Genomic DNA, 13,500 nt, shown 5'->3' with positions numbered 1-13,500 from the left:
TCAATCAACCTCCGGCTTGAGCGCCCGAATGTACGCGACCGAGAAGGCCGCGCCGACAAGCAGCATGATGGTGGCAATCGCGGTTCCGAAACCGAGCTGCCCGAACTGGAAAGCCTCCTGATATGCCAGCACCGGCAAGGTCGAACTGTCGGTGCCGGGTCCGCCGCCGGTCATCACGAAGATCAGGGTGAAGACCGACAGGGTCTGCAGGGTGGTCAGCATGAGGTTGGTGGAGATGCTGCGGCGGATCATCGGGATGGTGATGAACACCAGCCGCTGCCAGCCGCGGGCGCCGTCGACCTCGGCCGATTCGGTGATCTCCTGCGGCACATCCTGCAGGGCCGCCGAGTAGACGAGCATCGAGAAGGCCGTGCCCCGCCAGATGTTGGCGAGGATCACCGAGAGCATCGGCAGCGCGTACAGCCAGTTCGGCCCGTCGATGCCGACGGCCGCGAGGAGGTTGTTCAGCGTTCCGGTGTCGTTGAAGAATGCGTAGGCGGCGAAGGAGGCCACGATCTCCGGTAGCACCCACGCCGTCACCACGAAGGTGCCCACGAGGGAACGGACCAAGCGGTTGGAGGATCGCATCAACAGGGCCAGCCCCAGCCCGAGAACGTTTTGCCCCACGATCGCCGAGGCGACCAGGAACACCAAGGTGAGCATCACCGACTTGGGGAAGTCCGGGTCGGCAAAAAGCGCCGCATAGTTGTCGAAGCCCACGAACGCCGAGTCCTGAGCGGATGCCCCGGACAGTGACGCGTTCGTGAAGGAACCGTAGAAGGAACTGATCACCGGCCCGAGAAGGAAGATCGCGAGGAGCACGACCGCGGGCAGCAGCGGGATGCTCCGAACCAGGGAACGGTGGGTCGCGGCCCGTGCCCGGCCCGGCCGAGGGGATGTCCCTCGGCCGGGCCGTTCATCAGGTCGCGCCAGAGTCGGCGCGGACACGGCTACTCCGCGCTCTCGGTGTTCTCTTCACCGACGATGCCGACCACCGCTTGGTCGTAGGCCGCTGCCGCGTCCTTGGGACTCTGCTGACCCGTCATCACGGCTTCCATGGCCACGGTGATCGCGCTGGAGATCTGCGCATAGTCGCTGGTGGCCGGACGGAAGTGCGTGGTCGCCACGATTTCGGAGAAGAACCCGAAGGTGGGGTTCGCCGCCTGGTAGTCCGGGTCCTGGGAGACGTCGTCACGCACGGCGATCTGGCTGGCGGCGATGTCGTAGGCCTGGGAGTTGTCCTTGTTCAGTGCCAGGGAGATGAAGTCCCAGGCGGCATCCTTGTTGGTCGACTTGGACCCCATGGCCAGCGTCCAGCCGCCCGACATGCTCGTGGCTCCAGGTTCAGCGCCGTCCTGGGTGGGCATGGAGGCCTGGCCCATCACCGTGTCCCATTCGGCCCAGGGTGCAGTGCCTTCTTCGAGCCAGGTTCCGCTGAGCCAGGACCCGTCGATGCCCATCGCGAGCTTGCCCTGGGGCAACCATTCGCCGGAGACGAGGTTGCCCACGTTCTTGTCGAGGGCCTGCTCGGGGGTGGGGCCCAGGTCGCCCTGGTACACGTCTTCGATGAAGCCGAGCGAATCGACGAAGCCCTGTGAGCCGGTGATCCACTTCTGGTCGTCGGTGTTGTACAGAGTGTCTTCGGTGCCGTAGAGAAGCATCTCGAAGCCCTGCATCGAGGCGGCTTCGCCCTGGGCCTTGCCCGAGTACACGTTCAGCGGAATCACGTCTGGCAGTTCGGCTTTCACCGTCGCGGCGGCATCGAGCACGTCCTCCCAGGTCTTCGGCTCGAAGGGCACGGGGAGCCCGGCCTCGGCGAAGAGGTCCTTGTTGTACCAAATTGCCCGAGTGTCGGTGCCCATCGGGATGCCGTAGGTCTTGCCGTCGCTGCCGAGACCGGCGTTCTTGGCATTGTCGTAGAAGCTGTCCCAGTCCTCCCACTCCGAGGTGTATTCGTCGAGCGGTGCCAGGTATCCGGCGTCGCTGTCGGACTGCACCCGGAAGGTGTCTTCGTACATGACATCCGGCGCGGTGGCTGCCGACTTGTTCATGAGAGCGAGCTTGGTGGCGTAGTCGTTCTCCTGCGCCTCGATCGGCACGAGCTCCACGGTGAGTCCCTCGTTCGCGGCTTCGAAGGCTTTCTTGACGGCCTTCATGTGGTTGTCCACCTGCACGAAGGAGCCGAACTTCTGGTACGCCACCTTGATCGTCTGGGACTCGGTCTCGGAGCCTCCCGCCGAACACCCGGACAGAGCCAGCGCCGCCACCGCCCCCAACGACACAACCGATAAGAGTGTTTTCTTCATTGAATTCTCCTTTGAACCCCTGACGCGGTTCCCCCCGACACCGTTGCCGACGACACCACGCCCCATAACTAAAACAAATGGAGTAATTAGAGTCAAGCATTTCCCGTCAGGCGCAGCCGAGAAAGATTCCGACGCCTCCGCCGGCTCGGCCGCTAGCTCGAGATGAAAAGAGTCGCCGACCGCGGCGACAGAGTGGCGTCGAGGACCAGGCAGGCGGCACCGACGGCGGCCACGTCAGCGCCGATGGTCGAGCTGGTCACCGTCACGGGCCGTAAGGTCACCAGGGCGGTAGAGCGGTTGATCACCGCGGGCACCCGATCCAGCAGAAGATCGGCGACCCGCTCCCAGTAGGGGCCGCCGAATACCACCCGATTCAGGTCGAGCAGGTTGACGATGGTCACGATCGCCTCCGCCATGTATCGGGCCACCTCGTCGAGCAACTCGATCGCCGCCGGGTTGCCGACGTGGGCCAGCGCCGCCACCTGACTGAAGCCGGCATCGATGGCCGAGGTGTCCGGGGTCTCCCCCGGCATCTCAATCAGGCCGCGCTCAACGGCCGAGTTCACGATGGTGACGGGACTGATCGCATCGCCGAGGCATCCGCGGCGCCCGCAGCGGCACAGCGGCCCGGTGGGATCGACCACGATGTGGCCGGCATCACCCGCGTTCTGGGTCGGGCCCCGCACCACCTCACGGCCGAGCACCAGGCCGACGCCCACCCCGGTGCCGTAGTAGAAGAACAGAAAGTCGTCGTGATCGGCGCCGGTGCTCTTCCAGAGCTCGCCGACCGCGGCGGCCGTCACATCCTTCTCGAGGAGCACGAAGAGGCCGGTGGCGCGCTCCAGCTCGTCGCGCAGTGCCACCCCGTGCCAATTGCTGAGAAGCGGAGGATCCAGCACCACACCCCGGTTCATGTCGATGGGACCGGGTGAGGCGATGCCCACCCCGAGCACCCGTTGGCGGTCAATGCCCGCCGCGGCGATGATCGCCTCCACGGAGTCCTGCATCTCGGTGATCACCACGCCGGGATCGGCGGCGGAGGGCGTGCGTGTGGTGGTGTGGGCTAGAACGTGGCCCTCGATGTTCAGGAGCACGTAGGTGATCACGGCAGGGTCGATGTGCACGCCGATGGCGTAGTACCCCGATGGGTCCAGCTGCAGAATTGTGCGGGGCTTTCCCACTCCGAGGTTGCGGATGCCGGCCTCGCGGATGACCCCGGCGTCGAGCAGCCGACGGGACACGTTCGACACCGTCTGGGCGCTGAGCCCGGTCTGCTCGGCAATTTCGACACGGCTGAGGCCCGCCGGGGTGCGGCGAATGGTGTCGAGCACCACCGTCTGATTGAACCCGCCCAGCGCGTGAAGGTTCGAGCCGCGTCGCATGTTCTCCTCGCAGGTCGGGGCACCGATGCCCGCGTCATCAGCAAGTATGCCCGCGCGGCGGCCCGCGGCCCAACTCGCCCCGAATAGTGCCTTCCGGTTGCCGACGCGGGCACGGGCCGGCACGACGGACTCCTTGATAGCCTCGGCGCGCCGACTTCTCGTAAATGTCGGTCGGGTCGAAGTTCGAAACGAAGGAGATCTCGAGGTCGGCCTGTACGTGCGGCTTGAGTCTGCTGCCTGCAGGGTGAAGCGGGCGGCGTCGGCGACGGACCACCCGCGCAGATCCGGCGAGACGCCGTTGGCGATGCCGGCGAGCTGCTTCCACGCGTCAGACGAGATGGGATTTACCCATGCTGTGCCATGACCTCCCTTCTGGGGGGGAAGGCTGTCCTCCTTGATGAGCACAAACGGCGCTAGGGTGCCCATGCGCCCAGGAGAGTCTGCGGCGCTTTCAACGGCTGACGTGGTGTGCACTCATCACCCAGAGTGGCGAAGACGCCGCACGTGCACGAGGCGGCAGGAACGGACACCGACGTGAATCGCATCGTGGTCGTCGAAGACGAGCCGCTGCTGGCCCGACTCCTGGGGCGCATGCTCGAGGGTGCCGGCTACGCGGTCACCGTGGTGGGCACGGCGGCCGACGCTCTCACAACGATTCGTACGGTCGACCCTGACCTGATCGTCCTAGACCTCGTGCTGCCGGACGGTCGCGGCGAGGACGTCCTCGCCGACCTGATGGTATTCCGTCCGGCAAGTCGGGTCCTGGTGCTGTCCTCGATGACCCAAGTGGCGACCCGGGTAGGGGTGCTGAATGGGGGTGCGGTGGATTTCCTGGCCAAACCGTTCGCCAACGCCGAGCTGTTGGCCCGGATCGGCACCCGCATCCGAACTCCCTCGTCGTCCCCGGCGTTCAACGCGACAGCCGCCCGCTATCTTCGCAGCACCGGCGTTGAAGTCGACGTGCAACAACGAGAGATCGTGGTCGACGGGCATCGCATTTCGTTGACCCACCGGGAGTTCATGCTGCTGTTCTATCTCCTCCAGCGTGCGCCAGAGCCCTGCAGCCGGGCAGAACTGCTCGAGCGGGTCTGGGGAACGAGGTTCGACACGGGAACAAACGTTGTCGACGTTTGTGTGCGCAGGCTGCGCTGGAAACTGTCGAACGACACGATTGAAACGGTGCGCAATGTTGGATATCGGATTTCGGCCTAAATCAGCCCTTGCTGTCGCGTGGGCGTTGTTCGCGGGTGTGAACTGCTACCTCATGTTCGCGCTGCCTGGCCGTGAGACCATCCCCTATCACCTCGTCTGGGCGAGTTTCGCGCTGCTGTACGGATTGTGCCCGTGGCCTCGTCGTGCCACCGCAATTGCATTCGCGGTCGTGACGGCGGTGACCGGGGTCGCGCTGCTCCGGCACGCGGCGGCAGAGATCATCGGCTGGGAAGAATGCAGCGAAATCGTTCTCATGGGCGCCGTCATCTGGCTCTTGATCTGGCACGTGAATCGGCAATGGAGCGCACAGGCCCAACTGCGTGCTCTGCAGCAAGCCGAACGCGACCGCAGCGAACAGCGGGAAAACGCAGCCCGGTTCGGTTCACACGAGGTGCGCACGCGCCTGACTATCGCCAGGGGCTATGCGCAACTCATCGCAGACCAATCCGCAGAGCCGACCGTGCGGGAAGATGCCGAGCTGGTGGTAGCCGAACTCGTCAAGGCATCTGCATTGGCGACCAACCTGCTCACTCTGGTGCGGGTCGCGGACGTCTCGGTCCTCGGTCCCATCGATCTCGACAAAATGTTGGCCGAGATTCTGCGCCGCTGGTCGGTCACAGCAGACAGAGTCTGGAGCGCACGGAGCGCAGTGGGCACAGTGCAGGGAAACCACGAACGCCTCGAGGCCGTGTTGGACTGCCTGCTCGAGAATGCGGTGCGCTTCACCGGACCGGGCGACACCATCGCTATGACGGCGGTTGTCGACGGCGACGACGAGCTGATCTTGACAGTGCGAGACACCGGGGCAGGAATCCCCGCCGCCGATCTGGACACAGTATTTGAGATCTTCCACACGTCGTCGACGGCGGGCGAGCGGGCCGGCAGCGGGCTGGGTCTGGCCATCGTCCGCGCAGCCATGCAAGCCCGCGGCGGCACCGTCTCGGCGGCCAGCACACTGGGTTGCGGCACCACCTTCACTCTGCGAATACCACTGCTGGCGGTATCGGTTGGCCCACTGGACGGTTCGGTCTCCGATGCGGCCGGTCACGCCGCCCGTGCCGAGATAGGCGCTTCAGCTGCTGACGCACACACCCTGCCGGTGTGAGTCACCCCGACACCGCCACATCGATCACGGCCGCGGGCCGTTCCAGTTCGTTGACCCGCACCGCGACGGTGATCTTCCACTGCCCCGGCTCGGGCAGCACCATCACGGCTCGGTAGCTGCCGGGCGTTTGACCGGGTTCCACCTCGGCGAGAACCGGACCCAGGCTCAGGTTGGGCTCGGCCGCGCTCACCTGCGGAAGGCCCAGAGGAACGATGGGTGAGCCGCCGGCATCCGAGAGATCGAAGGTGATGACGCTGGCCCCTGACTCTCCTGGGCGAAACCGGCCGTTCAGGTGCCCGGTGCCGAGTTCGGCGAGCACGGGGGTGCCGCCCGCGGAGAGCACGTGGGCCGCGGCCGGGGCGGCCCCGAGGGAAGTATCTGTCGCCCGGGGGTTCTGCAGAGTCAGGGCCGACGTGAGCCCGAGAACCAGTACCACTCCCACTGCCTCCAGGCGCAGAACCAACGTCAGCAGGCGCCAGGCCCGCCCCGTGAGCTCCTGGCGTGATACCCGTGGCACGAGCCCGAACCTGTTCCATCCTGCGAGCCCGCCGATCATAACGACCATGCCCACTTTGACCAGCAGAAGCTGCCCATAGGCACTCCCGACGAGGGCAGGAACCGAGCCGACGATCACCACGGCCAGGATGGTGCCGGTTACCCCCAGCATGACGGCCAGCCCACCGGCGGCAACGGAGAACCTACCCAGAACGACGGCAGCCTCGGCGGGGTTGCCCTGCCGACGGCGGGCGCGGCTGAGATACAGGAGCAGCCCGATGAGGCCGCCGAGCCACATCGCTGCCGAGGCCGCGTGAACCAGGTCGGCGCCCATCACGAGCCAGGTTGGACCGAAGGTGCGGGTATGGCCGACGGGAAGTACCGAGGCCAACGCAAGAGCGGCTCCTGCCGTTCCAACCCACACGGCCTGCCGGCGCAACAGCCGAGCCCGGAGCAGCATGAGCGCGCTGCCGGCCGCTGCGAAAACCAGCGTCATGACGGCCCCCGCCGACAACCCCGCCAACGTCACGGCTGAATCGACCAGAGCGCTCAGAGCGGACCCGCGTTCCCGCACCACGGTGAGGGGTACCAACACGATGTAGGCACTGACCGCGACGAGTGCCGCCAGCCGGGGCAGCCGCCGTCCCGCCACCGGCGCTCGAGCGATGAACAGGTCGAATACCGTGAGCCCTACGAGGCAGAAGAGGCCGATATAGCCCAGAGCGGTCACGATCCCATACAGGATGTCCACCGGCCCGGTGTCTGTCTCAACGACTATCGGTGCCGAGGCACTGGCCTGTCCCACGGCGAACGACAGCACCCCGGATTCGGGGTGGGAGTCGTCGGAGACCACTCGCCAGCCGAGCAGATAGCTGCCGTCGGCAAGGTTGGCCGGCAGGGTGGCCCGCACCGTGGCATCCACCATCTTGGTCGACACAGTGTGGTGACCGCCGCTCCCGTCGTAGAGCTGAAAGCCATCGGGGACGAGAAACACCGGCTCGTCGAAGGTGAACTCGACCGAACTCGGTGCCTTCACGAGCACCTCGCCCTCGGCTGGTGTCGTCGACACCAGCTCGGCATGCGCCGAGGCCGGCGCCGCCGGCAGTGCCAGGGTCAGTGCGAGCACGGCGAACAGTACCCCGACCAGCCGGTGAGAAACGGGCCGATACGAAAACGCTGCCTGAGTCCGAGGGCCCTGGTTCCGTAATCGGTAGGTCGGTGTGCTCAACACAACTGCCTCCTCCTGCTCGTGCCGGTGTCATCACGGGGTGTGGCACACCGCCGCCCGGTCCCGTCAGCGGGCGGCGGTGTGGATGGGGTGGCGCTACGGGCCCGTCGTGAACGTCCAGGTGACGGGTGCCAAGAGGTTGCCGGCGGCGTCCTTGATGCCGTTACTGAGCGTGACGGTGTACTGAGTGTTGGCCCGGAGTGTGCCGGCGGGGTTGAGCGTCGCGAGCTTCGCCGCGGCGGAGTAGCTGACCGCCGCGGTGACGGCGGATCCGTTAGACGTGCGCTTGAGCGTGAAATTCGCGCTCGCCGCAGCCGCGGCCGGCAGACCCGTGACAGGCTCGCTGAAGGTCACCGTGATGTTCGCGGTGCGACTCACCCTGGTGGCATTCACCGCCGGGGTCCGAGCCGTAATCACGGGCGCCGGACCGGTGATGAAGGTCCACGACTTGGCGGTCAGCGGGTTCCCGACCACGTCCGTGACCGAGCTGGTCAGCGTCAGTGTGTAGGTGCTGTCAGCGACCAACGGGGCATCTGGAGTCAGCGTGACGACCCGGTTAGAGGCCTTATAGGCAACCTTCGAGGCGACGATCGCCGTCCCCAGTTTCAGGGTGAAGTTGGGCGTACTGGCCGCCGTGGTGGGCAGGCCGCTCACGGCCTCGCTGAACGTTGCACTCAGCGGGGTCCTCGCCGTTGTCGTTCCCAAGCCGATACCGGTTGCTCCGGCGGCAGGGTTGGTGCTGCTGACCGTCGGACTTGGGCCGGTGGTGAAGGTCCAGCTCGTCGCGGCTACCGATCCGCCCGACACACTCTTGATAGCCGGGGTCACCGAGAGGGTGTACACCTTGTCCGCGGCGAGCGCCGCCGACGGGGCGAGTGTGGCCGTCCGCGTCGTTGCGTTGTAGGTCACCGCGGCCGGAACGGTCGTAGTGCCCTGCTTCAGCGTGACGCTGCTGGTGTTGACCCCGGTGACCGCTTCACTGAACGTGACGGTCGGATGGATGCTGGTGGCCACCCCCGTAGCCCCTGCTGCGGGGGTCTGGGCGGTCACCTTGGGTGTGGTGGCCGCGGTGAGCACAACTGCGGACACCATGTTGCCGGCCGCGTTCCACGCCGTGACCCTGTAGGCGTACTGGCCGGTCCCCGCCGTTGTGTCGGCGAAGGTCGTCACGTTCGCCAGGGCGGTGGCGATCTGGGCGTAGGCCCCGAGCGAACCGTTGGTCAACGGTGCGCGCTCGATCTTGTAGCCGATCTCGTTCTTCGGGTTGCCCCATGTGGTGGGATCGGTGATCGACACCGGGGTTCCATCGGTCCAGCTCAGCAGCACGTCACTCGCGGGTCGGGTGAACTTCAGTACCGAGCTGTCAGGGAGCGTGCGCGGTGCGCTGACCGTGATCGGTCGCATCATGTCCATCTCCTCGTGACTGAGAATGTGGCAATGCCACACGTACTCCCAGCCGAAGTTGGTCATGACGTTGGTAATCGGGTCAATCGGGTTGCCCGTGGCGTCGGTGTTGTTGAACCCGGCTTCGGACCCGTTCGGACCGGTCGTTGAACCTTTTGCACCCAGCGGCATCATCGGGTTGAGTGGTCGGTTGCTGTCCGGGATGGCGAACGGGAGTTTCGGCAGGATGGGCCGGACCGCCACGATCGTGTCTTCGAGTGGGCTGACCCTCACGGTGTCTTTCCAGCCGAGTTCTGTCGGGTCGGGGGGAATGATGATGTTGTCCCAGGTGACCCGGTTCAACACCTGCACGTCGTTGAGATGGAAGTGCAACGGATGGGTGTCCACGCCGTTGTGGGTGATCTTCCAGATCTGGGTGCCGTCGGCGTTGGTGGAGATCGGAGTCACGTTGAGGCTGTTTGTGCCCTTGGTTCCATCCAGCTTCTCCGTGGCGGGGTTGACGTACGGGTAGAGGATGACGTTTTGCAGCAACGGGGTCGCTCCCGGCCCTTCCAGCCCGATATTGCCGCTCATCCGCCCCCACTCATCGAAGTTCGCCGAGTTCATCTCGTCGTGCACACTCTTGCCCTCGATGGGAATGCTGAGCTGAGTGCCAGACAGGGTGTCGAACTTGAATTTGTCTCCTCCTTGCTCGTTGATCCGGGCGAAGCCGTCGCATTTGGCGGTGGGGTTGGTGGCGGTGTTGCAGTACCCGCTGCCGACAAAGCCTGTCCCGTAGGCCTGGTTGTAGGCGGATTGGCCCACCACGATCGGGTTCTGGCTCGACTCGAAGACACCGGCGGGTTTGCCGGCTGCGTCGGTGTGGTGGTCGAAGGCCGCCATCAGCTTGCCCATCTGGTCGGCCGTGGTGTTGGGGCGGTCGAAGGCCAACGCGGGTGCGCTGTTCGAGACCTTGACCTGCATGACCGACCGGGTGTCGGGGCCGTAGCCGGGCAGAGTTGTTGGAGCTCCGGCCGGTGACATGTCCGGCCCGCCGGTGTAGTAGTCGTAGCCGGGGATACGGGCGGGGAATGCCGCCGGAGCGTCGTTGTAGAGGATCAGCGTCTTGCCCTTGTAGGCGGAGAAGTCGACGATCACGTCGGCACGTTCGGCGGGTGCGAGCAGCAGGGAGTGCTGATCGACGTTGCCGACGTCGAACCGGGTCGCGTCGGTGATCCACGTCGTCTCGTGAGCGGGCACCACTGCCGGCGTCGGCAGGAATCCGCCCTCGTTGCCGATCTGGATCCAGTCCGGACCCTTGGGGCTCTTCGTGGTGTCCGGTGTCGGCGTGACGACCGGGTCGGTCTGCGCCTGGGAGACCTCGCTGGCCTTGAGGGCGACCTCAGTGCCGGTAGCGGGATCGGCGACGTACCAGGACAGGTTCCAGAACCGGTCGTCGGAACCGTTGAGGATACGGAACCGGTATGACTTCGGGTCCATCGTCGTGGTCGGGTAGGCGGTGCCGTTCACGATTGGAGTGTCGTGGAAGGCTTCCATACCCACGGAGTTGTTCGGTGTCGACGGGATCAAGGCGGGCTCACAGAAGTCTGCCTTGTTCGGGTCGCAGGTGGGGTCATAGTAAGGATTGGCCATGGGCGGGTATTTGGCATCCTTCGCCGGCGGCCAGAACCAGGGGCCGTAGAACCAGCGGCCGAAGGCACTCATTCCGCTGGGGTCGCCCGGGTTCTGCGCGGGCATGTAGACGTGCGGCTGCCAGAGATTGCCCTCTCCGCCCCATTTGCTCGCGTCCCAGGTCGGGTCGAGTTGGGCCATCCGCGTCGCACTCGGCACGAAGGTCTTGTCCTGGATGGTCAGCGACGTGCCCATTCCGAGGCCCTCGAGGGCGCCACCGGGCGCCATCAGTTTCTGTTCGGTGTCGTCGGTGATCATGTACCCGGCTTCTTCACCGGCGTACACGTTGAGCCGGGTGATTCCCCAGGAGTGGTCGTGGTAGAACATCATCCGCGCGCTCTGCTGGTTGGTGTAGAAGAAGGTCTCGGCACCGGGGCCCGGGTCGGGCATGTCCGGCACGTTACTGACGCTGACACCCTTCGGATATGCGGTGTTCTCACCTGTGGGGGTCACCCACTGGTGCGGCGTGCCATCACTGATCCAGGGAGTGATCCCACCGTGCAGATGCAGAGTGGCCCGGTTCTCCGAGTAACAGGTGGTCGGTTTCGGCGTCTGGCCGCACATCGGGTTGCGAACACCGTCCAGCACGCTCTTCTCGTCCGTGGCCATATCCATCGGAACCTTGGTGGTCGGATCAAGAGTCATCATGTCGGGGCCGGCGCCGGCACCCATCACCGAGGTGTCGACCGGGAGGAACAGGTCGCCGGCCACGCCGGTGGGCAGCAAGTTGCGGAACAGCACTCGGACGGGCTTGTTCTTCGACGCGACGATGGTCGGGCCGAGGTAGTGCGGCTTGTCCACCCCGGCGAAGCTGATCGGGCTGTCGGGCAGGGCGGGGTCGAGGTTGGCGTTGCCGAGGGCGACCTTCTTGCCCGGGACCACGCTGGTCGAGAGCTGGACGTAACCCCGCAGGAGAGTGGCGGGCAGGTCACGGTGGAACTTCATCCGGTACTGCACAACGGCGATCTCGTAGTAGTCGGTGCCCGGGTAGGTGGTGGTGTCCGGTACCGCAACCGGGATGTACTGGCCGAGGTCGTTGGCGTTGGCCTCGCCCTGTCCTGGGAGGGTGTCGACGAACTTCTTGATCCCGGGGGTGAGGTAGCCCGCGCCGGGGGTAGTGACCACGACATCGGTGACCGAGCCCTTCACCGCGACGGTGGCGGTGGCACTGGCCCCCTTGTCGGCTGTGCCCACGGTATCGGCGATCGTCACCGTCGGGGCGGAGTCGTAGCCTGCGCCGCCGTCGATCACGTCGATGCGGGTGACACCGATGGTGGTCTCGACCTTGGCCTCTTGGTCGGGAGCGTTCTTGCTGGCGTCGGTGACGGTCACGGTCGGGGCCGAGGTGTATCCGCTACCGGCGTTCGCCAGGTCGACACCGGTGACGGTGCCGTTGGCGTCCATCGTCGCGCTGGCGGTGGCCTGCTCGCCGTCCGGGAGGTCAGGCTTGGAGATGGTCACCAGCGGCTGGGCCTGATAGCCCTTGCCTCCGTCGGTCAGTGTGAGATTATCGACGGTCCCGCTGGCCAGCGCGTGCGCTTCGGAGCCGGCAGTGGGGTTCCCACCCGTCAGGGTCACTGCTGGAGCGGTGAACCCGTATCCGGTCTCATTGACTTTGACGCTCGTGATGACTCCTGTGGCGATCTTGGCGGTTGCCTTGGCCACGGCGGTCGGAACAACCCCACCGGTGGTGATCTGCACGGTCGGCGGGACCGCGTAGCCGGAACCCGGGCTGGTCACCGTGACACCGGAAATGGCGCCCGTTTTCGGGTCGACCGTGGCGGTGGCCTCGGCTCCATTGCCCGGATCGGCAACGGTCGGTGTGACGTCTGCACCGAAAGAGTACGTGCGATCGTGCGAGAAATCCGGGTAGTTCGCGGCGCCGAGCTTGATCGTGCTGTCCGTGGCCGGAGCGACGTTGACGGCCATCGTGGGGTCACCGCTCGCCGGTGTGCTCAGGGTGTCACCGTTGGCCGGGATGTCGATGTCGACAGGAATACCCTGGCCGTAGAAGCCGATCACGTCGTTCTTTTTCACTGCCACCGCCGGTACCGCATAGGTCTCGACCTCGCCTGTGGCCACCGTCGGTGTCGGCACCTTCAGCTCGTCACTGGCATAGACCACGCCGTACTCACCGGCGGTGCCGGTGGGTCGCAGCACGAGCGCATGGAAAGTGTTCCCCGCCGAGGTGGTCGGGCTGTTTCCTGCGATGCCTTGGTTCCAGCTCTGGAAATCGTTGAGGGTGCCGTCAGGCAACTTGTTGTGATCGAGCACCACCAGCACCGGACCCATCTCACCGGTCGGTTTCGCGTAATCGGTCGCATACCTGCGTTCGGTCAGCGGGTTTCCGTACAGCATCGGCGTCGGGGTTCCGACGCTGAAGGTCACCATCGCATCCGCCAACGTTTGCGGGCTGTTCGCCCAGTTCGGGTACGGACCGAAGTAGTGGGGCACCTTCGACTCGTCGGTGGCGCTCCAGAGGACTGCCGCCTGTGCGACATCGGCCCCGAACGGATTGGCCAGTCCCCCCATGGGGACGAGGCCAGAGATCAGCAGCGCCAGCGCCCCGATCACGGCCGGCCCGGCCAGACGACGCCTCTGGGCCCGGCGGAAGGGTGGGTGGGCAGATGGGTACATGGTGGTTCCCCTATCACTCGGAGCGCGAGCTGCGGACTTATGCGACGATGATGCGCACTT

General features: G+C 65.7%; 7 protein-coding genes. 2 read left to right on the top strand and 5 right to left on the bottom strand.

Annotation, left to right across the window (positions count from 1 at the left end):
- The 3 genes from E3T61_RS14825 to E3T61_RS14815 form a co-directional block, all read right to left on the bottom strand.
- Positions 1–948, bottom strand: a complete 948-nt coding sequence (locus tag E3T61_RS14825; RefSeq protein ID WP_174777028.1) for a carbohydrate ABC transporter permease — start codon at positions 946–948, stop codon at positions 1–3.
- Between the two features lie 2 nt (positions 949–950).
- Positions 951–2,306, bottom strand: coding sequence for an extracellular solute-binding protein (locus E3T61_RS14820; protein ID WP_134641600.1), 1,356 nt, complete (start codon positions 2,304–2,306; stop codon positions 951–953).
- Between the two features lie 152 nt (positions 2,307–2,458).
- Positions 2,459–3,811, bottom strand: coding sequence for an ROK family transcriptional regulator (locus E3T61_RS14815; protein ID WP_241992593.1), 1,353 nt, complete (start codon positions 3,809–3,811; stop codon positions 2,459–2,461).
- A 363-nt stretch (positions 3,812–4,174) separates the two neighbouring features.
- Between E3T61_RS14815 and E3T61_RS14810 the strand changes: the two genes are divergently transcribed.
- On the top strand, positions 4,175–4,900 hold the full coding sequence (locus E3T61_RS14810) for a response regulator transcription factor (RefSeq protein WP_198418703.1): 726 nt from the start codon (positions 4,175–4,177) through the stop codon (positions 4,898–4,900).
- Positions 4,809–6,005, top strand: coding sequence for a sensor histidine kinase (locus E3T61_RS14805; RefSeq protein ID WP_166793255.1), 1,197 nt, complete (start codon positions 4,809–4,811; stop codon positions 6,003–6,005). Before E3T61_RS14810 ends, E3T61_RS14805 begins: the two co-directional genes overlap by 92 nt.
- 1 nt (position 6,006) lies before the next feature.
- Here the strand turns inward: E3T61_RS14805 and E3T61_RS14800 are convergent, their stop codons facing one another.
- Both E3T61_RS14800 and E3T61_RS14795 read right to left on the bottom strand, forming a co-directional pair.
- Entirely contained in the window at positions 6,007–7,626 is a 1,620-nt protein-coding gene (locus tag E3T61_RS14800; RefSeq protein ID WP_166793254.1) for a copper resistance CopC/CopD family protein, read from the bottom strand.
- Positions 7,627–7,824: 198 nt separating this feature from the next.
- Entirely contained in the window at positions 7,825–13,440 is a 5,616-nt protein-coding gene (locus tag E3T61_RS14795) for an Ig-like domain-containing protein (protein WP_134641597.1), read from the bottom strand.
- Positions 13,441–13,500: the final 60 nt, after the last annotated feature.

The sequence above is a fragment of the Cryobacterium lactosi genome (assembly GCF_004403945.1).
Taxonomy (GTDB): domain Bacteria; phylum Actinomycetota; class Actinomycetes; order Actinomycetales; family Microbacteriaceae; genus Cryobacterium; species Cryobacterium lactosi.
This window is presented reverse-complemented; position numbering and strand designations above follow the sequence as displayed.